This window comes from Rhodococcus sp. OAS809 (assembly GCF_040546695.1).
Classification (GTDB): domain Bacteria; phylum Actinomycetota; class Actinomycetes; order Mycobacteriales; family Mycobacteriaceae; genus Rhodococcus_F; species Rhodococcus_F qingshengii.
On sequence record NZ_JBEPOI010000001.1, the window covers coordinates 497424 to 519169 of the forward strand.

The window sequence follows — 21746 nt, forward strand, 5'->3', positions numbered from 1 at the left end:
TCCAGCAAACGTGAAGGTAGTGACGCATGACCGAATTAGCGGATTTGCCAACGTCATCGGGAGCCGATGACTTCGCGGCTCTACCGCAGTTGCAGCTGGTCGACACCAACGGCGTGCTGCTAATCGACGCGGAGACTGCAGGTATCACCCCGGACCTTGTCCGAGGGTTCTATCGCGATATGGTGCTCGCGAGACAGTTCGACCAAGAGGCTTACCACCTGCAACGTCAGGGCGAGCTCGGTCTCTGGCTCTCCTGCCGCGGGCAGGAAGCAGCTCAGGTGGGTAGCATTCGCGCTGTCAGACCGAGCGACCATGTGTTCCCGTCATATCGTGAACAAGCAGCAGCTATGTGCCGTGGTCTTGAGCCCAGGCAGCTGTTGACGCAGTGGCGTGGTACCTCGCACGGTGGATGGAACCCGGACGATTATCGGTTCCATATCTATTCACTGGTTCTTTCGACCCAGTTGTTGCACGCCACAGGTTATGCATTGGGCGTCGCAGCCGACCGCCGGAAGAACGCGGCTCTCGACGAGATCGTCCTCTGCTACTTCGGTGACGGCTCGGCAAGCCAGGGGGACGCGAACGAGGCACTGAATTGGGCTGCCACCACCAACGCTCCGATTGTGTTCCTCTGTCAGAACAACCAGTGGGCCATCTCGACGCCAGCTTCCGCGCAGAGTCGCACACCTTTGCACGTGCGAGCCGCCGGATTCGGTTTGACAACCACCCTGGTCGACGGAAACGACGTGCTCGCCGTGCACGCGGCGACCGTCGCTGCCGCCGAGCGAACCCGCGCCGGCGGTCCACCGGAATTGATCGAAGCGATAACCTACCGAATGGCTGGGCACTCCACGTCGGACGATCCTACGCGCTACCGCGAGGCCGACGAGGTCAACCGTTGGGAGGAGCGCGACCCGATCCGGCGGGTGCGTCACCTTCTCGATGAGCAAGGCTGGGCTGACCAGCAGTTTCATGCTGCGTTAGAGGGCGAGGCAGTGGAACTTGCGGAGACTACCCGTAGTGCCTGCCGGGCGTTGGCCGCCCCCGCGCTCGAGGACACTTTCCGTCACACCCTTGTCAGTGAGACTGATGAGCTGCGTACCGAACGTGAGCGTTACACCGCGTGGAGGGAATCATTCGCATGAGCACAACGATCGATACTGTAACCATGGGCGCGGCCCTCAATGCGGGGCTGCGGCAGGCGCTAACGGACGACGAGTCCGTGATCCTCATTGGTGAGGACATCGGCATACTCGGCGGCGTATTCCGGGTTACCGAAGGCCTGCAAGCCGATTTCGGTGCCGACCGCGTGATCGACTCCTTGCTCGCCGAATCGGGCATTATCGGGACCGCGATCGGCATGGCGCTACGCGGCTACCGCCCAGTCTGCGAAATCCAGTTCGACGGCTTCATCTATCCGGCTTTCGACCAGATCGTGTCCCAGCTGGCCAAATTCCGTGCACGTTCGGGAGGACGGCTTACCGTCCCACTCACCATCCGCGTACCGTGTGGTGGCGGGATCGGCGCGGTCGAGCACCACAGTGAGTCCAATGAGGCGTACTTCTGCCACACTCCTGGCCTACGGGTTGTGGCTTGTGCCAGCCCGTCCGATGCACATCACATGATCCAGCAGGCCATTGCCTGTGACGATCCGGTGATCTTCTTCGAACCCAAGCGTCGCTACTGGGATAAGGCCCCGGTCGCCTTGGGACCGGTTCCTATCGGCGCTGCCCCCCTAGAGCGTGCGCTGGTCGCACGCGAGGGAACAGACGTCACCGTGATCGCTTACGGCCCAACGGTTCGTGTCGCGTTGGATGCGGCAACTGTAGCCGAGTCCGAAGGTCGATCGCTGGAGGTGATCGACCTTCGGTCGCTATCCCCACTCGATCTGAACACTCTCACGAAGTCGGTCCGCAAGACGGGCAGGGTGGTAATTGTGCACGAGGCCCCGACGTTTGCGGGGCTGGGTGCCGAGATCTCCGCAGCGATCACCGAACAGTGCTTCTCACTTCTCGAAGCCCCAATCCAGCGCGTCGGTGGCTGGAACATTCCGTACCCGCCTGCGCGGACGGAGAACCTCTACCTGCCTGATCTCGATCGTGTGCTCGACGCAGTCGACGCCACCTATTCGTACTGAGTGCCGCCGCGGCCAGTCCGCGCCCCAACGCCGAAGGACCACGATGGTTGCAACCCCACAGTTCAAACTGCCCGATGTCGGCGAAGGACTTACCGAAGCCGAGATCGTCGAATGGCATGTCAAGGTCGGTGACACCGTAGAGGTGAACGACACTCTCGTCGAGGTCGAGACGGCCAAATCCCTCGTCGAACTGCCGTCCCCATACGCCGGCGTCATCACTGCCTTGCATGCGAGTGAGGGAGAGACCGTCGAAGTCGGTTCTGTCATCGTCAGTTTCGGCAACGACTCGGCCGCGGTGGAAAATGGAGTGTCTCCGCGTGCCGCAGAGTTGGCACCGGACGTCACTGGGCCGATCGCCACGGCGGCCTCAATGCAGGCCGACGAACCTGAAGAGGAGCGGCAGCCGGTACTGGTCGGCTACGGGCCGAGCCGCGCGAAAGTTGCTCGGCGTCCCCGCAAACTCGGCTATCGGAGCCTGGGGGAGTCTGCTGTCCATTTCGTCACGCTGGACAGGCATTACGCGACACCTCCAGTCAGACACCGTGCGAGGGAACTTGGCATCGATTTGGCGACAGTGACTCCGACAGGCACAACGGGGCGGATCACTCGAAGCGACGTCGAGGCAGCAAGACAGCAGGTCTCGCCCTCTCTCGAGTTGGGAGAATCTGATCAGACGCGGGTTCCGATCAGGGGAGTGCGGAAGGCGACTGCTGAAGCCATGGTCGCCTCCGCGTTTTCCGCTCCGCACGTGACCGAATGGGTCACCATCGATGTGACGGATATCTTGACTTTGCTGGAACAGCTTCGAGATGATCGGGCGTTCGCAGGTGTGCGACTGACGCCGTTGGTGCTGATAGTGCGCGCGACGCTGTCTGCGTTGGCGGCGCATCCGGATATCAATTCGAAGTGGGACGCTGCGGCGGGTGAGATTGTGCGCTATCGCGATGTGAATCTGGGCATCGCCGCGGCGACACCGCGGGGTCTTCTGGTCCCAAACATTAAGCGTGCAAACAAACTAGGTACGCGCGAACTCTGTGATGCGCTGGACGACCTCATCATTCAGGCGCGGGCGGGCAAGACACAACCCGAGGCTATGGCAAAGGGTACGTTCACCATCACCAACATCGGCGTTTTCGGTATCGACGGTGGTACACCAATTCTCAACCCGGGTGAGGCCGGAATCCTCTGTGTCGGTCAGATCGCTCGCAGGCCGTGGGAGCACCAGGGGGAGATCAAGCTGCGGAGCGTCTGCACACTGTCGCTGTCCTTCGATCATCGACTGGTCGACGGCAAACTGGGCAGCGAAGTGCTCGCGCACATCGCTCGTTTGCTCACTCAGCCGTCGTTCGCGCTCGTGCATTGAGCAATAACGATTAGTCGTGACGCCTCACTGGTGCAGGGTTGATGTGGTTGTGTCGCAGGCGATTCGGTGAGTGCGTACACGGGTTCAACCGGTGCGGTTCATACCGCACGCATCACGGCATGATCACCACACGACACCATCGGGCCCGCTAGTACGCCTCGGGCAAACAGCCCGGCGCGTGCTTTCGGAGTCGGTTCAAGCGACGCCCACTGGTGCCGCGAAAGGAATGAACTATGAATGAACGTTTTGCGGACTTGGTCATACTGGGTGGCGGATCAGGGGGTTACGCATGTGCGCTGCGGGCAGCGGAGCTGGGACAGTCGGTGATTCTTATCGAGAAGGACAAGCTCGGTGGCACGTGTTTGCACCGTGGCTGCATCCCGACCAAGGCGATGCTCCACGCGGCAGAGATCGCCGATGCCGCTCGTAACGGTGAGCAGTTCGGGGTGATATCGAAGTTCGCCGGCATCCACATGAGCGGCGTGAACGCCTATAAGGACGGTGTCGTTGCCCGGCTCTACACGGGCCTGAAAGGTTTGGTGAGCTCACGCAAGATCGAGCTCGTCGAAGGCAGTGGCACAGTCGTAGGCCCCACGTCGATCGAGGTCGACGGTACCCGCTTCACCGGACGAAATGTCGTACTGGCCACGGGTTCGTACGCCAAGACCGTGCCAGGATTGGAAATCGGTGGGCGGATCGTCACCTCGGATCAAGCGCTGACTCTGGACGAGGTCCCGGAGCGGGTCGTCGTGCTCGGCGGCGGAGTGATCGGTGTCGAGTTCGCGAGTGTGTGGCGCTCGTTCGGTGCTGAAGTCACAGTTGTCGAGGCTCAACCGCGGCTGGTGCCGAACGAGGACGAATTCGCGTCCAAAATCCTCGAACGTGCATTCCGTCGCCGCGGGATCGTCATGGAAACCGGTGTGCAGTTCACCGACGCCCACGTTGAACCCGGCCGGGTCACTGTTTCCCTGGATTCAGGTGCAGAGATCGAGGCGGACCTGATGCTCGTTGCTGTAGGCCGCGGCCCGAACACCAATGGTCTGGGATTCGAAGATATAGGGCTCGAACTCGACCGCGGATTTGTGTATACCGACGAACGGCTCCGCACCAATCTTCCTGGTGTGTATGCCGTCGGTGACGTGGTCGCAGGCCTGCAGCTCGCCCACCGCGGGTTCCAGCAGGGTATCTTCGTCGCCGAGGACATCGCCGGACTCAATCCCCGCCCCATCGACGAAGCAGGCATCCCGAGGGTGACCTATTGCGACCCCGAAGTCGCCTCTGTAGGCCTCACCGAGGCCGTGGCGAAGGAGCAGTTCGGCGAGATCGAGACCGTGACTTATGACCTCGGTGGCAACGGCAAGTCGCAGGTTCTGGAAACCTCGGGAGCGATCAAACTGGTTAAGGCTGGAACCCAGGGCACCGCAGGGCCGATAGTCGGAATTCACATGGTTGGTGCGAGGGTCGGGGAACTTATCGGGGAGGCACAACTCGTCTACAACTGGGGGGCTGAACCTAGCGATGTCGCTCCGTACGTCCACGCTCATCCCACTCAGAACGAAGCATTTGGCGAGGCACTTCTCGCACTGGCCGGCAAACCGCTGCACACCCACAGCTAAGCCGACACGCTGCTCCTGTGAAAAGCCCCGAATATCAGAGGGTGAAGGAACACACCGACACCGCACGGTTCCGCGTATCCCGGAACGCTATTGCCATTGGGTCCGGCGTTGTCGGTGCGATAGGCACGAGCGGAAACAGATGGGGGACCGACGAGTACGAGGATCGACGCCCGAAAAACTACGAGCGAACAATGCACTTGGCGAGTACTGCGAGCCAGGCAGTCCGAGAAGTGGAAGGCCGCCGTCCAAGCCATCTGAGGAGACTGAACGTGCCCTCATCCGACTCGAACTGACGGTCTCTCCGTCCCAACAGATAGCTGACATCTGATCATCGATGCCGGGAAACATTGATGGAGGGGACGTAACTCCGTGTGCTTGGACGTTCTCGGGGTATGCGCCTGCCGAATTTGCAGCCGCGAAGGCAGCTAACTGGAAACGCATCAACTTCTCACGACTGAGCGGCCGCGCGCTACTGTCACCGAGATCTTGGCCTCTGACCCCGCAGAACTGGCGACACCCTCCTGGTGGCACGACAAGCGCGAACCATGTTCCGCCTCTGACACTTCGGTCAATCGGCGACAAGACTAAGGGATCGAATATGCCAACCTATTTTTCCATCCGATCAGAATCCATGATCGACAGATACAACCGCCAGCACACTATCGATCTCTCTCCGGACGGTCGGATGCACGTCCTCGACACCCGCCGAGAGGTAGCCAAAACGTACGAGCGGGCCACATGGACGCTGCTCGTGGACCCGGAGACTCATCCATGACATCCGATGAATCACCATCAGGCCGGCCCTCGTCTCTGACGATGACCGTCCTCATGACTCCCGATATGACGAACTTCTCGGGCAATGTTCACGGGGGAAGCCTGCTCAAACTCCTTGACCAGGTCGCCTACAGTTGCGCAAGTCGGTATGCGGGAACCTATGTGGTAACCCTATCGGTGGATAGAGTCCTATTCCGCGACATTATTCATGTCGGCGAATTGGTCACCTTCTCCGCCTCCGTGAACTACACCGGTCGAACCTCCATGGAGATCGGAATTCGTGTCGATACAGAGAATATTCGAAGGGGAACCAGCCGCCACACCAACAGCTCCTATCTCACGATGGTTGCCGTCGATGCAGCCGGCAAACCAGTCGCGATCACGCCGTTGTTGCTCTCGACAGCGTTGCAACGGGAAAGATTCGAGGCGGCCCGACTGCGAAGGCGTGCGCAACGGGCGGCGTTCTCGCGATCACACGCAGTTCCGTCGATGCCCGAAGGGTGCTGATGCGCAGAACATTGCACTACAACGTGATTTGAAATCTAGGCAAAGCCTCGGGTTCTTGCGGGGTCCTGCAGCATTCGTCACCATTGATGCGTTGCGCTGCGGTGAAAGTCGTCATAGCCGTTCATGGCAAAAGTGCACCGTCACCTGACATCGAGTCCGACCCTGCCGATCCTGTGGACCTCAGCGAATGGGCCGGAGATGTGGGGTCACCGAATCTTTTGAACCGCCGTCGGCATCCTTGCCGACTGCGATTCCAGTGAGGGATGGATAATTATTATGCGCCAACACTTTCGGATTCATGCGAGGTCAACGCTCGCAGGCCGCAGTCGACAATGTTTTGACAACGGACTTTTGGCGTGACGGAGTCGGGTTCACGAAGTGGCGTTTTCTGTGGCAGTCCATGCATCCGTGTCGGTCCGTCAGGAGGTGCAGGATCGGCGGAGGTTCCATGCAAATCCGAGGTCGGCATTCGGTGTTGCGTGCCGGCCAGTGCAAGAGCGGGTGCCCCCGGTCGCCGTATCTACCAGTGCTACCTCGGGATTGCATTTGAATTACGTTGCACAACTGCTGAAATGGAGGATGGAACCGACGCGAGCAATCGTTGTGTGTACTGGTGATTTGGTGCGTCGAGCACGGCGTCGGTCTCGCCGGCTTCCACGATTTCACCCCGGTAGAGAACCACTGTTCGATCGGTCATCTGCCTCACGACTGCTAAGTCGTGAGTGATAAAGAGCATGCTCATCCCGTTCTCGGCTCTAATGGAGCGAAGCAGTTCGAGGATTTGGGCCTGCACGGAGACGTCTAGGGCGGCAACAGGTTCGTCGCAGATGAGCAGCCTGGGTCGAACGGCAATTGCCCGGGCAATCACGGCGCGCTGACGTTCGCCACCCGAGAGCGCCGCCGGACGGAGAGCGGCGTAGCTGCCGGGTAGTCCCACCTTGCTGAGTAACTCCGAGACTTCCGAGGCTACGGAATCGCTATCGCGTTTGTCCGCTCCGGTTCGTACGGCTATCGCTTCTCGCAAGGCTGCACCGATGGTTCGGGATGGATTGAGCGCTGCGTACGGATCCTGAAACACTACTTGGATCTTCCGGGCCAACTCGACTCTGGTTTTTTGCGCAGTGGATGCAGTGGGCGCGAGCTCTCTGCCGAATGCCGATATCCGGCCGGAGGTGACGTGCTCCAGACCCAGGAGAGCTCGAGCGACGGTTGTCTTCCCTGAACCGGATTCACCTACCAGTCCCACTGATTCGCCGGCGCGGACCGAGAACGTCACGCCGCGAAGGGCGTGCGATTCCTTGGGCTTGCCGAACATCGCTTTAGCGCGATAAACCTTGTGTACGTTCGCAACCTCGACTATCGGTGGGCCGATGGTGTCGAAAGATCGTGACTGGGATTGTTGAGGTTGAAGGGGTTCGAACTCGGAACCGCGGGGAAACTCGTCGTGAATCCGATCGATGCGGATGCAAGCCGAAGCGTGTTCGATCGTGATAGGAGTGAGAGCTGGTCGGGCTGAAAAGCATTCGTCGACAGACCATTCGCATCGGTCAGCGAATGCGCACATCGCTTCGACGGCTGCGGCTCGAGGCACACTGCCGGGAATCGACGTCAACCGTTCGACTCGACGATCGACTGGGGGACTGGCCGACATCAACCCACGTGTGTAGGGATGCGTCGGGGTGTGGGCAAGATCGGCGACCGTAGCCTCCTCCACCACCCGTCCTGCGTACATGACCTGGATCCGATCGCAGACGTCCATTGCCACGTGCAGATCATGAGTGATCAAGATGAGCGCCATGTTTCGTGACTTCTGTAGACCGGCGAGAAGTCGGAGGACTTCGTCCTGGGTGGTCACGTCCAGTGCGGTTGTCGGTTCGTCGGCGATCAGCAACTCTGGATCGCCGGCAAGCGCGGCGGCCATGGCAACTCGTTGTCGCATACCCCCGGAGAGCTGAAAGGGGTACTTCTGTGCGACGGTGGGATCCAAGCCAACTTCCGCGAGGCGCGCAGCAACTTCGGCCCGAACTTGTTGACGTCCGCCCTCTCGGATATTGGGCGGGAGTGTCTCCCGTACGTGCTCGCCTACCGTGTGGATGGGGTTGAGCATGCTGAACGGGTCCTGCATCAACAGACTGATTCGGGAGCCTCGTAACGATCGCAGTTCACGTTCGCGTGTGCCGATCAGCGGGATTCCGTCGAAAGCTGCTGCTCCTCGTGCATGGATTCCGGGCGGTAACAAACCGACCAGCGAACGAACTGCCATCGATTTTCCACTGCCCGATTCGCCGACTATCCCGAGAGTCTCGCCTCGGCGGACCGTGATGTTGACATCACTGACGAGCACCCGCGACCTGTTCGCGTACACCGATAGCCCGGAAACTTCCAGGAGGGGGCAATTCGCATCGGCCGTTTCCGATCGTACTGTCATATCTTCCACAGTCATCTACTTCCGTTCTCCCGAGTCTGACAGCCGATTGAAGAACCAGTCGCCGAAGATCGTTGCGGCGCTGCCGGTCAGGATGAGACAGGCTGCCGGGGCAACTGCGACCCAGGGGTTCTCGGAGATCATCGTTTGCCCCTGGGAGAGCATCGATCCCCAATCCGCAGCCCCGGGTGCGATACCGATACCGAGAAACGACAACGACGAGAAGGCGACCAACGCTCCGACGAAATCCAGCAGGAAGACGGCGAGCACGGTAGGCGCGATGTTGGGCAGCACATGGCGGATCATGATCCGTGAGTCGGTCAATCCGAGGGTCTTAGCAGAGTCGATGTACGGCAGACGAACCTGGACGCGCGTCACACTGCCGACTATTCTGATGGCGCTTGGTACTGACAGGAAAACCAGAATCGCCACAGTCAGCCAATAGCTCCCGCCGAGAATCCCCAGGAGCACGATGGCGACGAGGAGCGCGGGCAGGGCATACACGAGGTCTGCGAATCGGTTGAGGACGTTGTCGAGTGCACCGCCATTGTATCCAGCGGCCAGCCCCGCGGATGCGCCGACTATCACTGTTCCCATCGCTACGCACAGTGGTCCGAGCACGGAGCGGCCGGTACCGTCGATCAAACGGGAGAGGACATCTCGTCCCATATCGTCGGTGCCCAACCAGTGGGTGCGATCGGAACCGGTCGCACCGCGGAGAAGATCCTGAGTGTAGGGGTCGTATGGGCTTATGATTCGACCGGCGACAGCCGCGACTACCACCACACCGAGGATCGCCAGTGCAATCACAACGGTGATGGGAATTCGCGATCCACGCCTGCTCTTTTCGCGATCGGTGAGTGCAGTCATGTCATCCCTTTCCCGCGTACCGCATGCGTGGGTCGACGAGGAGAGCTACCACGTCCACCGTCAGGTTGACGACAATCACGAAGGCGCCGAGACACACGGCCAACCCTTGGACGACGGGTAGGTCCTTTTCGGTGACCGACTGCACCATCAGCGAACCGACTCCCGGTACGGAGAACACGGTCTCGACGAGCACGGCCCCGGACAGCGCAGCGATCAGTATCAGACCGGCCGCAGTCACCACCGGCATTGCGGAGTTCCGTAACGCATATCGGAAGAAGACCCGTGAGGGGTCGAGACCACGAGCCTTCGCGAATGTCATGTAGTCCTGCCGGAGGACGTTGAGCGCTCCGGCGCGTGTCTGCCGGATCAGCAGTGCGATGAGCGCGATGCTGAGTGCTGTGGCAGGCAGGGTGAGGTGCACCAACCGATCGAAGAATCCATTGCCCACGCCGTAAACGGGGAACAGTCCGAGCGTGAGTCCGAATACGAAAATCAGCAACATTCCGACTGCGAAACCTGGTGCACTCATACCTATTACGGAAGCCATCGAGATACCTCTGTCCACCCATCTGTCGCGCTGATACGCCGCTAACATTCCGCAGGGGACCCCGATCCCGACCACCAAAACAAGTGTGTACACCGCCAGTTGGATCGAGACCGGTAGGTGATCGGTGATGATGCCGGTCACCGGCGCACCTGATCTGGTCGACGTCCCGAAATCGAGCTGCAGTGCATCGACCAGCCAGTGCCAATACTGAACCAGGAAAGGATCGTTGAGGTGATGTCGTGCCTCCAGGGCCGCGATAAGTTCGGGTGTGCTCGGACGAGAGCCGACAAGGACGGCAATTGCAGAGCCCGGCGTCACCGACAGCAGACTGAACACCAGAAAACTGATTACCAGAAGCAGCGCGGCCGAGACTACGAGTCGCTTGGCGATGAACGCCGCTACTGCCATCTCAATCGAACCTCGTTGTGTGGGAGATGAAGCCGTTCACGACGTTGCCTTCACTGCGGCAACCCACGACCCGTTGACGAAGTCGTAGAAGGACATGTCGCTATCGAAGGCGAACCCGTCGGCTATCGCGTAGACCAGACTCGGATTGAACAGCGGGACGTACGGAAGTTGTGCGTCGATGCCAGTCAAGATGGTCTGGGCGGCTGTCCATCGGTCCTGGGATGACGTCGACCCGTTCAGGACCGGTAGCGCCTGTTCGACGGAATCGCTGGACCAATTCGAGGCGTTGAACTTCGGCGCGACAGCGTTCTCCTTTCCGACGACGGAGCCGATCAATTTGGGGTCGGGCGTCGATGCGGTAATCGACAGGAATCCGATTCCGGGAACCTTGTGGGCGTACAGGTCGGAAATCCATTGGGTCTGCGTGATGGGCTTTGGAACAATGGTGACACCGAGCGGCGCCATGTTTTGTTGCAGGTTGAGTACCGTCAGTTCCGTCCAGTCCACGTTGTCGGTGTAGGGCACCTCCACCGTGAATCCCTGGGGGTGCGAGGAGGCGGCAAGTTCTTGCGCCGCAAGGTTACTGTCGAACTCGATCCCGCCGAGTCCATCCAGGAAGGATTGCGCGTTCTCGGGGGAACCGGCGACACCGGTCAACATTTCCGGAGTTGCCAAACCCTTCAATATCACGGAGTCGTTACCGAATGCCGCCTTTGCGATTCCTTGTCGATCGATCGAGTGCGCGACGGCTTTCCGCACGTGGACATCGTCGAACGGACTCGTACTGGTATCGAACGTCAAGTATGCGAGCTTGGTCAGTGGGACCTCGATCGTGTCGACTCCAACGATCTGCTTCCACTGTGACTGCTTCTTGATGTCGGCCACATTCGCAGCTTGGATATCGCCGGATCGCATTGCCAACTGAGCGGTGTTGCCGTCCGCAATCACGTCGAATTTCAGAGTTTCCGGTGCAGGTTTCTCCGACCAGTAGTCATCGTTTCGGACAAGTTGCACACCGGAACTTGAATATTCTTGGACCCGGTACGGGCCAGTGCCCACCGGAACCGCTTGTGCAGTACCCAATTCGGCAGCATGTTCTTCAGCGAACCCTGCCTGTTGAATCAGTCCGAACAGCGCGATGCTCTGCCTGGCAACCGGATCGGGATGCGACAACTTCACAGTCACCCGCATCGGTCCGGTCTGTTCGATGCTTTCGAGACTTTCCAGCTCGCCGGCAGTTTGCGCCCCGGCTGCGGAATCAGAGACGTGCCGAAGGCTCCAGATCACGTCCTCCGGGGTCAGTAGAGTTCCGTCGGAGAATCGCACGTCGGACCGGATGACGTAGTCGATGGTCGTCGGGTCAGGAACCGATACGGCTTCGGCGAGATGAGGTCGCAACTCTCCTTCGCCGGAAAGCCGTTCCAGCGGTTCGGTGAACAGGGTCTGAACCTGCATGGAAGGACCGAAGTCCTTAGTGATATCCAAGGAGATCGGAGCCGCAGCAAGAGCGAAGGTGAAGGCGGGGATCGGATCGTCGGTGATCGTACGGGTCTGTGTGGCGCCCGGTGCGGAGCCACACGCGGAAACCACGAGGACGAGTGCTGTTGCCGATACCGCGTACGTGGCGGTTCGCGTGTAAGCGCGCATCGCGAGATGTAGAACTGGATTCTTCAAGCGTCAACTCCTTTTTCGCGAAAGTTCAAGCGGATATGACGGGTAACGCTACGGAGATGTAGGTCACATATCGTTAGACGATTGTCGAATCCACCGCGGGTATTTTTCGACGATCGGAAGACTGCTTTGGAAGGCGGTGTCCCGAGTCCAGCGGTGGTGACGGGTGTGATCACGCGGTCCGAAAGGGCGGTCGCTGAGGAGTACGCCCTCCGGACGTCCTGGCCTCAGATGCAGCGCTCCGAATCGCCATCGAGATTGCCATCAGCTGCGCTGCAGTAGTGGCAAGGCGCCGGATCAGCCAACTGACGAAACGGGCATGCCGGGCGCGTGTACCGGGTCGCCGCGCGCCTCGGCTGCCGACGACGACCGGGTCTTTGCCGGAGTTCGGTTCGACGTTCTTGTCACGTCGCAATGATTCGTTGACCGACGGGATCCGCCTCCTGTCGGAAGCATCATCCGGAACATTGGGGATGCTATTCCGCGAGGCCCCGAATACTCGCGCGAAATGCACTGGAGGCCGGCGTTTCCGGCCGCCGCTGCCCTCGGGACATCACCTCGGGTGACGTCCGACGGGACCTTCGTTCCTTGGACGGTTAGGACACCAACCCTTGCCGATGAGAGACCCCAGCGCGATCGTCAGATGTCGAGGAGACTGACTTTCCGTTGCGGCAAAGAACAAACCGGATCGGTATGAGAGGGCATCGCCACCGACTACGGCCCAATCGGAACGTAGTCGACGGGCGGTCGTTGCCCGAGCAGACTTCGCACGAAGTGATCCCAGTACACCATCGATGCATAGGGGCTGCGATCGTAGTGGCCCACTCCGGGCCAGATCTTGAAGTCGAAACGTTTTCCGGCCCGGATGAGGGCGTCGGCAAGGGCATAGGAATGATCGACCGTCGCGTTCTCGTCAATCTCCCCGCATGCGATCAACAAGTCCCCCGACAACCGGTCGACGAGGTGGATATTTCCCAGGTGCGTGTACCGATCGCTGACACGGTCGGTGTCTCCGCCGATATGCCAGTCCCACATGCCGTACGGCAGCTTCTTCGCGACGTGCACTCCTGCGCTGCTGACTGCGGCACGGTAGAAGTCCGGAAACATGAGCAACATCCTCGCGGCGTTGTAGCCTCCGTACGAGTGCCCGATGATTCCGACGCGGTCCAGGTCGAGTCGAGGATCACCCGCGGCAAGAGTAGCGATCGCCGTCACGTGGTCTTCCAGTCCTGCCTCGGTGTGGGACCGACGAAATGTCCACTGCCGGAATGCGCGCTCACGTCCGGGGGTGCCTCTGCCGTCGAGCATCACAGCAGCAAAACCCAGTGCGTTGTAGGCCGGCAGATACACGTGTCGACCCGCCATCATGCTTGCTCCAATGAAGGCATGCGGCGAATGGGTTGTCTGGTACCCGCCGTACACGTCCTCGATTACGGGAATGTGGGCGGGATCGAGGGGTTCGTTCGGCATCGACAGGATGCCCCACAAGTCGGTGACACCATCATCGGCTTTCACACAGAATGATTGGGGCACAACATATCCTGCTTCGAGGAGAGGCCCGATATCTGTACGTTCAAGTTCCAGCACCACGCGGCCGCCGTCGTTCGCATCGCGCAGAAGAATCACGGGCGGGTCGCTGACTGTCGATTGGTGATCGACGAAGAATCGTCCGCTGGGACTGATGCTCCGCTCGGACGTCTTCCCATGGCCGAATGCCAGATTGAAGAACTGTGGTGCCGGGGCGACGAGTTCGTGATCGGCGGGCTCGGGTGTGAGGAGTCGCTGTGTTCCGCCATCGAGACCGGCGCGGTACACCCGGCGCCAATAGGGGTTGCCACCGTCTTCCGAAGTTCCTGCAACGAAGGTGATCTCGCGTCGTTTGGAGTCGAGATGCAGGATGTCGCGAACGACCAGGTGGCCCTCACTCACGCGATTTTTCTCGAGCCCGGTGTTGAGGTCGTAGAGATAGAGGTGCCCCCAACCGTCGTGCTGGGAGAATATTACGGCCTCGGAGTGCTCGGGTAGAACTCGAACTAGCGGAAGGTTGTAGAGGAACTGATTCGGTTCGTAGAGTGGCTCGTTTTCGATCACGAGCGCGTCGCGGCGTTCGCCGGTCCTCGTATCAACCTCGACGAGGCTGGCTCTGCTCTGGCCCTGGTGATGGTGCAGCATGTACAGGCGGGTCTCGTCCGACGACCACGTGACCTCGGTGCTGCCGTTCGTCGACAACTGTGAAACGAGACCATCCGCAGCGTCGACGCGAACCCACCCTCCCGTGTCCAGATCGATTATTCGACATTCGGATTCAGGTGGTGGGCCCTCGTCCTCGAGTTGAACGCGCCACGAATGAACTTCGGGTCTCGCCCGTTCGGAGGGTGCAACATTTTCGGTCATGTATTTGATGGATATATGACGCTCGTCGGGGCGCATTGTGATCACCCGGCGCCCAGACGGTGAGTGGACGGTGCCCATCGGGGGTAGCTTGAGACCTCTGCGCCGGAACGGTACCACCATGTTGTTATCGGAAGGAATTGTTCCCCAGGAGAAGTCAGGCTCTCCATCGAAAGTGAGTTGCGTCTCGCCGTTGGCGTCCACAAGCCACAGATCGTTGTTGCGTCGGATCAGCCCACGCTCGTCCGGGCCGCGAAGGATTTCAGGTTCGCTTGATCCACCTGTGTCGTCGATACCCAGCTCGGCAGCCGAGGATGCAACTGTCCGGCTCGGAATCTCGGGGTCGACGAGTACGAACTGCTCGCCGTCTCGACCACGGCGTTTGTACCAGAAGCTGTCACCGGTTCCTGTCCAGACGGGATCGATGCGACGATTGCGCATCAGCGTGCGAATCCTGTCCGGAGACAGTGCTGCGGCCTGGCGATAGCGGTCGGACATGGTCATCATGAGAGCGAATCACTCCTCATCTGTTGGATAGCAGGGGCGGTGTCAGTCCCGCTGCTTTTAGTGCAGTGTCGTGGAAGTCGGTGATGTCGAACCCGAGCCCAGATCGGCGCGTAGTTTCTCACGGAGCGAGTAGCGGAAGTCGTCGCCGAGAGAATCGAAGACCAGCCAGTGTCACTTCTTGGTGTCCACCCACATCTCGGCTGCGGTGTGTGCCGCGATGACACTAGTGTTCAGATCGGGCGACGGCACGGCGGTGTTCCACAAGTCGATACACGCGATGATGTTTCTGCCTCCGGATGCCCGGCTCGCCATAACTTTGGGTCCGATGCCCGGTAACCCCTGAAGAGTTCGACCCAGCTTGTTCGCGACGACGGGCGTCTCCGCCAGGATCCGTCATGCGTCGTCCACTGTCTGGTGGCTCGCGCCTCCTGCTCGAAGGTGTGAGTGTCGAACGTCGAATCTGCCATGGTGAATGCCCTTCGCCGCCTTCGCTTGTGCGCCGTTCAATGGTAGGTCGAGGTATCCGCACACGACTCTCTACATTTGTCGAAGTTTTCGCTATCGATTTCCGGCATTTGTAGTGCGGCAATGCGCACCGGTATTGGTTGGTCCTTTGAGTGCAGGAGCGCGAATCGGAGCTTGCGCGTGCGCGTGGGCAGTGAGCTGTCGCGCCGAAACTGTCTCGATGCGTGTGGCTCGTCGTCTATGCAGCGATACGGTCAACCTGAGATGGGTGTGGTTGATGTTCGAAGAATTCCGTGCAGTGGCCGAGGGTCTGGCTTCTCGTCTTCACCATGCTGTAGCGGTCGATGACATGCACAGTCGTCGCCCGGCCCGCACCGCGCATGATCAAGTCGACGATCACCGGGGTGCAGTCGGTTCTCACGCGCCGAGCATCGCAGGACCTCGTCTATCGAGTGCACTCTTACGGGATCCGTACAGCGACTGTGCCGGTGCTTATCTTCGGAGGTCCGGAGAATCGCGTGCTCGGAAGAGTATGTGTTCCAGTCCGATGCGATGGCGAACTCTTCGGCTATCTGTGGCTTTTCTGCGACGACAACTCGTTGAGCGAAGTCGAACTTCAGCTGGCTAGCGACGCCGCACCGCGGCGGGTCAACTTCTGCACCGACTATTGCCTATTGACGACCTGAGAGACAGTCGTGAGCCAGAACTGTTGAGAGACTTGGTATCTGAGGGAAACTCCATCCGTTCGCATGCAGTAGACGAACTGGCTCATGCCGGTATGCTGTCGGACGAAAGTCATGTGATGTGATCGGAATACGCATCGGAGCGCATGGGTCGGCGCAGGGCGCTGCGACCGAGTTGGATCTCGCGCTGCAGCGGTGTATTCGTATCTCACGTCGGCGACAGTACTGGCAAAGGGCAGATCCGGCGGTCACGGGATGCGGTTGCTCGCAGCGCAGAGGCTTCTGTCACCGACCGTATTGCGATGGCATGACGAGCAATTGCAGCGCTCACTCGCGAGAACATTGAAATGCAAAGGGGTCAGAGTCGGCCTTGGGGCCGTCGTACGGGGGACTGGCTTCGCTTCATCAATCCTACTCAGGCACTGGGGATGTCATCAGGGTAAAGGATGTCGTCCCGGGATTCGGTGTCGTCACGTCTTTCGAAGTACTCGGCATCTATAAGTTCGAGCGTCGGCGTACAAGCTCGGAGAGTCTCTCTTGATGGACTGCCGAGAGGAGAGCGTACGGCCTTGGGACGCGCTTCGACATCCGAGACTTTCATGACGCAGTCCTTCGTCCATGGGCGCTACCCCTGTCTCTCGTGGAAGAGTACGTCCGGGCGACCACGCAGTCACTGTATTGCCCACTTCACTGACAGCGGGCAATGTGTTCATCGGATGCGATTGCGATGAACGCATTATCCTGCAACGACTATCGCGTATCGCGAGCCAACCGTCCGTTCTGAACGACCAAGCGCACCATTTCTCGGTCGCCGAAGATCTTCGGATTCTCGATTGGATCTGCAGCGAATCCAACGAGATCAGCGCGCTTTCCCACTTCGATAGTTCCGACTTCGTCTGCGATACCCAAAATCTCGGCGTTGATACGCGTCGCCGAATGCAGCGCGAGCATGGGCGTCTCGATCTCGGCGCGCAGTGTCAGCTCGATGCCTCGATCAGATTGCAGTGGACCGATGAGATCGGATCCCAAGCCGACCTTGACGCCTGCGGCACGCGAGGCAACAATCGCACGTCGCTGACCGGCCATGGCATCGCCCACTCGAGATGCCATCGCTACAGATAGGCCTGCTTCGGTAGCCGATCTCGAAAGTTTCTGGACCACTGCGAGAGTCGGAACATGTGCCACGCCGCGCTCAGCCATGATCGCTGCCATCTCGTCGTCTATCTCGGTACCGTGCTCGACGCACTTGACACCAGCTTCGATTGCGGTGCGCAAGCCAGCGTTGTTGTGCGCGTGAACGGTCACATACGTTCCACGTGCGGCGGCTTCTTCCACTGCCGCAGCGATTTCCGAGAATGTGAACTGGGTGTCGCTCAGCTTGTCATGCGTCGATACCACCCCTCCTGTTACGCACATTTTGATGAAATCCGCACCCCGTCTAAAGGACTCGCGGACATTCTTTCGTACTTCTTCTGGGCCGTCGCTCAGCAGCGATAATGCACGGAGGCCGGGGATATCGTGGTCCGACCAGTCGGCGGTCGGTTCCCACTCTGCCGCGAGATGCCCGTGACCGCCGGTCTGGCACTGGATTGGCCCGCATTGGATGATTCGCGGTCCCTTGACCTTTCCTGAAGCCACCACCTGTGCCAGCCCGCCGTCAATGCCCCCGGTGTCGCGAACCGTCGTGAAACCTCCGTTCAGTGTTTCCTCGCAATTGGCGAACATGTCCGCAGCGAGTTCAGCGACGGAAATCTCGCGCCGCAGGCTTGGATCGATGTCGGTCGACATTCCGAAGTGGACATGGGCGTCGATGAGGCCCGGTGTGATCGTGAGACCTGACGCATCCACGATGTGTGCTCCCTGGGGAGTTCTACCCAACGCTGTGATGTGGCCGTCGACGACGTGGATATCCAGTCCGTCCTGTGGTTCCGTGCTGACTCCGTCGACGACTCGGGCGCCTGCGATCCAATATTCCTGCATCAATCCTCCTGGATACCAATAGGTTCTTCGACCCTAGGGTGACTGGGTAAAGAGGTCTACAGTCGAATGTTGAATATGTGAAGTCTTTTTTTGCTCTTCTGTATCACGCTGACACAGTTGTTTCGACATAAGCCCAAGTTCTCGCCCTGTTCTTCGGCAATGTGCCGATGCGCGGGGACGGCGGACACCGGCGTTGTTGACCTCTCTGACCATTCGAGAAGCAACAATGAAGGTCACTGCAATCAATACCGCACCTACCGACATTCCCCTGGAGCTGGGGCTACGTGTGGTCGGTCGGCGTGAAGCAAGGCCTTTCCAAGGCGATCTACCCGAAACATCGACGACGACAGCCTGACGCGGGCGTTCGGAGGAGTGGAAATGTGCTGTGCGACGTCAAGGCTAAGGCGTGGAATGTCCCGCTCGCACAGTTGCTCTCGGTGGTGTCACGCGTAGTCAGGTCGAGTATTCCGGCTATTTCGCGCACCGCGAGTTAGGAGCGAACAGCATCGACGACGTAGTCGAGTACTGCCTTGCAGGGATGCAGGTCGCGCGTCCTGCCGGCCGTGAACAGGAACGATCTTTTGCGATCTTAGTGGCATCGCGGTGTAGATCACCCGAGGCTGCCGTCCTCGTCGTAGGGGCTTGCACGAGTGAGTAAGTAATCGAAGAATCTCGAGCCGTCTGCGAGTGATTAGGCGATTTGCTTGACACAACTAGAGGAGTGTGCGAAATTTTAGTCAAATGAACACCGTTTATTTATCGCGAAAGTGACTGTATGACAACAACACTGCCAAACTTCTGGCGCCTCGGTCCTGACGTTTCATCCGCGGGATCTGCAGCCGGTCGCGCTCCGCTGGTGGCCCGGGCGGAAATCGACGAGTCTGGGGCCGAGTCCACGTGCGAGGTTCGCCTCGGTCGGGGCACTGCACCAAGGTTTGCCCACCCTCTTCGGCATTGCATCAGCGCTCGGCGGGTCCGAACGGCACGGCACGGCGAGCGCCCAACAAGATGCTGCATGACCAGCCCACATGTCATCGACTCAGCTGGTGTGACCGGTGCCCCCGGATCGGGCGATGTCAATGGATGGACTATTCGGAGGAAGTCGTGACCAACCTGGGCTTTAGCCGTCTGGCCAGCTCAAGCCCCCGGCTTGCTCGCTTCCGTGATGAGCTTGCTGATGATCCGTCGGCTGCGGTGACCTCACTACTGGCCGATGCGGAAGCAGCCCAAGGCCCCATCGTGGAACCATCTGCGGATGCTCATCCCGGCAACGAGTTCCTCGTGACCTTCGTTCACGTTGACGACGTCGACCACGTCGAACTCAACACCCAAGCTCTCATGTTGAGCGTCCCTCGCCAGAGTGAGCCGATGATCCGAGAGCCCGGTACCAACGTCTGGACCCTCGTGGTCCGCGTCGCAAGCGGCATCACGACGGCATATCGATACCAGGTCGATCCTCCGAGCCTCGGCGGCACCACCGACGACATGATTGCCAAGCTATCGGATCCCGAGCAGTACAACGCATTTGCCGCCGCCTACGCACGCTCTATTCGACCCGACCGGCACAACCCGCGCCGGGTCCACGACTCCATGAGTGGTTCGTCCGAGCCATTGAACTGTGTCCTCGTAATGCCAGGCGCGCCGGATACTCTGGCGGAGGGTGACTTGGAGGGGAAGATAGAGGAGCACGCGCTGCCCAGCGGGCGTCGCGTCGATGTCTACCAACCCGCAAAATCCGGAGAGGACTTTCCTCTCGTCGTCATGCTCGACGGCGAGTACTGTCGTTCCGGCCGCATCCTGGAGCATCTGGACGCTGCGATCGCAGCTGGTCAGGTTCCACCAGTAAGGGTTGTCTTGTGGCACAACCTGTCTCCGACGTCACGTATGGTCGAGATGGCGTGCAACCCCGCGCTTCCCACAGCACTGGCCAACGAGCTGTTCCCCTGGCTCGATCACCGTGACGAGCTCCCTCCTGTGGAACAGCGAGTACTGGCTGGCTTCAGCTACGGAGGACTTGCGACGGCCTTCGTGATCATGCACCGACCCGACCTCTTCGGGTCCGCGATGCCGATCTCGGCGAGCTTCTTCTACACCCCAGACCCGGCTACCGAGCCGGGTGAGTGGCTCGCTCGCCAGGTCACCCCGGGGAACTCCGCGCAGGCTCGGTGGTTCCTGGCCGTCGGTCAACTTGAGGACACTGTGATCGGCCTGCCCGGCCTGGAACCTGGCGCCACGATGGTCAGCGGCGTCCGACATTTCCGCGACGTGTTGGTTACTGCTGGCGCCGACGTCACCGACTTGCTGGAATATCCCTCCGGCCACGAGATGTTCACAGTGCGTGCGGCTCTCGAACGGGGCCTGCCGGCGCTGCTCGGAGCCTCCCCTATTCCGTGAGGTCGCGCAGGACGAAGTCCACACGAGCTCTGAAATCCGACCATTGACTGCCCTCGGGACGTTTGAGGTAGCGACTGGTGAGGGGGATGCAACTGTCGGCGATGTAGTCGCCAAGTCGGTCATCCACCGACCGTCGGCTGGGAGCGCGGAGATTGACGGCGGCGACCGAGGTCCCGACCACCAGTGAGACAAGTATGCCGTAAAGCAGGTGGGCCTGCTGCTCCGAGGCTCCTGTCTCCACCAGTGCCGACAGAATCAGCTCAGAGTAGATCATTTGTGCCGAGCCGGGCTGTTCGGGAATGTGGCCGATGATGTTGCTCAGCATCCCAGGATGGGTGAGGCCAGCACGGTGCAGGCGCATCACCAGCTCACGGATCCGCTCCTTCGGCGCTGTCGGCAACGGCGACTCCAGCAGCTCCCGGATGAAAGAGTCTGCGACCGCGTCGACGAGTTCCTCCTTGTTGGCCACGTGATTGTAAAGCGAAGCCGGCGTGACTCCGAGTTCGTACGCCACCAACCGCAAGGACAGTCCAGCGAAGCCTTCCCGCTCGGCTACCCGACCACCTGCGGCGATGACCGACTCACGGCTCAGTCCGGCCGACGTGCCACGGCCACGGGGAGTGTTACGCATGGAACGCGATCCTACCGAAGCGGAGAACAATGACGTCCGAGGTCAGGAGCTCACATCAACATCGTCAGAAGCAGCGAAGAACACCTCGACCGACTCATCGCCGCAGGGGCCGACGCGGTGGGATGAGCCGTCAGTTCCTAGGATTTCGGTGACACCTGCGAGACCGGCACTGCCTCACTACCGAACCGCGCCAGTACTTTTCGCCGAACGACGAGTGGGCGCCCGTGTACCTGCGCGGTGCCGGCGTCTGTATCGAAGACGACACCGTGGTGACCATGGCCGGGATCAAAGTGCTCTCGGCCGCATTGCTTACCTCATCGGATGACATAAAAGCCTGGATGGAACAGAAGCAAGTGCAGGCATTGATGGTGGGCCTG

13 protein-coding genes are annotated in these 21746 nt (G+C 60.1%); 6 read left to right on the top strand and 7 right to left on the bottom strand.

Annotated elements, in window-relative coordinates:
• The first annotated feature begins 26 nt into the window (after positions 1-26).
• The 5 genes from ABIE52_RS02400 to ABIE52_RS02420 all read left to right on the top strand — a co-directional run bounded on the left by ABIE52_RS02400 (position 27) and on the right by ABIE52_RS02420 (position 6397).
• Entirely contained in the window at positions 27-1145 is a 1119-nt protein-coding gene (locus ABIE52_RS02400) for a thiamine pyrophosphate-dependent enzyme (RefSeq protein ID WP_192713430.1), read from the top strand.
• A gap of 23 nt (positions 1146-1168) precedes the next feature.
• Entirely contained in the window at positions 1169-2137 is a 969-nt protein-coding gene (locus ABIE52_RS02405; protein WP_279218660.1) for an alpha-ketoacid dehydrogenase subunit beta, read from the top strand.
• Positions 2138-2180: 43 nt separating this feature from the next.
• Positions 2181-3500 (top strand): dihydrolipoamide acetyltransferase family protein, encoded by a 1320-nt coding sequence (locus ABIE52_RS02410; protein ID WP_192713432.1) that lies wholly within the window; start codon positions 2181-2183, stop codon positions 3498-3500.
• Between the two features lie 233 nt (positions 3501-3733).
• Entirely contained in the window at positions 3734-5116 is a 1383-nt protein-coding gene (gene lpdA / locus ABIE52_RS02415; RefSeq protein WP_192713433.1) for a dihydrolipoyl dehydrogenase, read from the top strand.
• A 771-nt stretch (positions 5117-5887) separates the two neighbouring features.
• Positions 5888-6397 (top strand): acyl-CoA thioesterase, encoded by a 510-nt coding sequence (locus ABIE52_RS02420; protein WP_192713434.1) that lies wholly within the window; start codon positions 5888-5890, stop codon positions 6395-6397.
• Positions 6398-6926: 529 nt separating this feature from the next.
• Here ABIE52_RS02420 and ABIE52_RS02425 read toward each other — a convergent pair.
• The 6 genes from ABIE52_RS02425 to ABIE52_RS02450 form a co-directional block, all read right to left on the bottom strand.
• Positions 6927-8825 (bottom strand): dipeptide ABC transporter ATP-binding protein, encoded by a 1899-nt coding sequence (locus ABIE52_RS02425; protein WP_192713435.1) that lies wholly within the window; start codon positions 8823-8825, stop codon positions 6927-6929.
• 15 nt (positions 8826-8840) lie between these two features.
• Positions 8841-9692: an ABC transporter permease gene (locus tag ABIE52_RS02430; RefSeq protein WP_192713436.1), complete on the bottom strand. Its 852-nt coding sequence runs from the start codon at positions 9690-9692 to the stop codon at positions 8841-8843.
• 1 nt (position 9693) lies between these two features.
• Positions 9694-10647: an ABC transporter permease gene (locus ABIE52_RS02435; protein ID WP_192713437.1), complete on the bottom strand. Its 954-nt coding sequence runs from the start codon at positions 10645-10647 to the stop codon at positions 9694-9696.
• Between the two features lie 36 nt (positions 10648-10683).
• Positions 10684-12321 (bottom strand): ABC transporter substrate-binding protein, encoded by a 1638-nt coding sequence (locus tag ABIE52_RS02440; protein ID WP_192713438.1) that lies wholly within the window; start codon positions 12319-12321, stop codon positions 10684-10686.
• Positions 12322-13032: 711 nt separating this feature from the next.
• Positions 13033-15216 (bottom strand): S9 family peptidase, encoded by a 2184-nt coding sequence (locus ABIE52_RS02445; protein ID WP_192713439.1) that lies wholly within the window; start codon positions 15214-15216, stop codon positions 13033-13035.
• A 1898-nt stretch (positions 15217-17114) separates the two neighbouring features.
• The gene (locus ABIE52_RS02450) at positions 17115-18344 is read right to left on the bottom strand and encodes a metal-dependent hydrolase family protein (RefSeq protein ID WP_192713440.1); all 1230 of its coding nucleotides are present in this window, start codon (positions 18342-18344) and stop codon (positions 17115-17117) included.
• 1083 nt (positions 18345-19427) lie between these two features.
• Here ABIE52_RS02450 and ABIE52_RS02455 point away from each other — a divergent pair.
• Positions 19428-20738 (top strand): alpha/beta hydrolase-fold protein, encoded by a 1311-nt coding sequence (locus ABIE52_RS02455; RefSeq protein WP_192713441.1) that lies wholly within the window; start codon positions 19428-19430, stop codon positions 20736-20738.
• Here the strand turns inward: ABIE52_RS02455 and ABIE52_RS02460 are convergent.
• Positions 20728-21369, bottom strand: coding sequence for a TetR/AcrR family transcriptional regulator (locus ABIE52_RS02460; protein WP_192713442.1), 642 nt, complete (start codon positions 21367-21369; stop codon positions 20728-20730). The two genes, ABIE52_RS02455 and ABIE52_RS02460, sit on opposite strands and share 11 nt — an antisense overlap.
• Positions 21370-21746 lie beyond the last annotated feature (377 nt).

Excerpts from the sequence above, each read along its gene's own strand:
- ABIE52_RS02400 (WP_192713430.1), top strand. The coding sequence starts at position 27 with ATGACCGAATTAGCGGATTTGCCAACGTCATCGGGAGCCGATGACTTC.
- ABIE52_RS02405 (WP_279218660.1), top strand. The coding sequence starts at position 1,169 with ATGGGCGCGGCCCTCAATGCGGGGCTGCGGCAGGCGCTAACGGACGAC.
- ABIE52_RS02410 (WP_192713432.1), top strand. The coding sequence starts at position 2,181 with ATGGTTGCAACCCCACAGTTCAAACTGCCCGATGTCGGCGAAGGACTT.
- lpdA (WP_192713433.1), top strand. The coding sequence starts at position 3,734 with ATGAATGAACGTTTTGCGGACTTGGTCATACTGGGTGGCGGATCAGGG.
- ABIE52_RS02420 (WP_192713434.1), top strand. The coding sequence starts at position 5,888 with ATGACATCCGATGAATCACCATCAGGCCGGCCCTCGTCTCTGACGATG.
- ABIE52_RS02425 (WP_192713435.1), bottom strand. The coding sequence starts at position 8,825 with ATGACAGTACGATCGGAAACGGCCGATGCGAATTGCCCCCTCCTGGAA.
- ABIE52_RS02430 (WP_192713436.1), bottom strand. The coding sequence starts at position 9,692 with ATGACTGCACTCACCGATCGCGAAAAGAGCAGGCGTGGATCGCGAATT.
- ABIE52_RS02435 (WP_192713437.1), bottom strand. The coding sequence starts at position 10,647 with ATGGCAGTAGCGGCGTTCATCGCCAAGCGACTCGTAGTCTCGGCCGCG.
- ABIE52_RS02445 (WP_192713439.1), bottom strand. The coding sequence starts at position 15,216 with ATGATGACCATGTCCGACCGCTATCGCCAGGCCGCAGCACTGTCTCCG.
- ABIE52_RS02450 (WP_192713440.1), bottom strand. The coding sequence starts at position 18,344 with ATGCAGGAATATTGGATCGCAGGCGCCCGAGTCGTCGACGGAGTCAGC.
- ABIE52_RS02455 (WP_192713441.1), top strand. The coding sequence starts at position 19,428 with ATGGACTATTCGGAGGAAGTCGTGACCAACCTGGGCTTTAGCCGTCTG.
- ABIE52_RS02460 (WP_192713442.1), bottom strand. The coding sequence starts at position 21,369 with ATGCGTAACACTCCCCGTGGCCGTGGCACGTCGGCCGGACTGAGCCGT.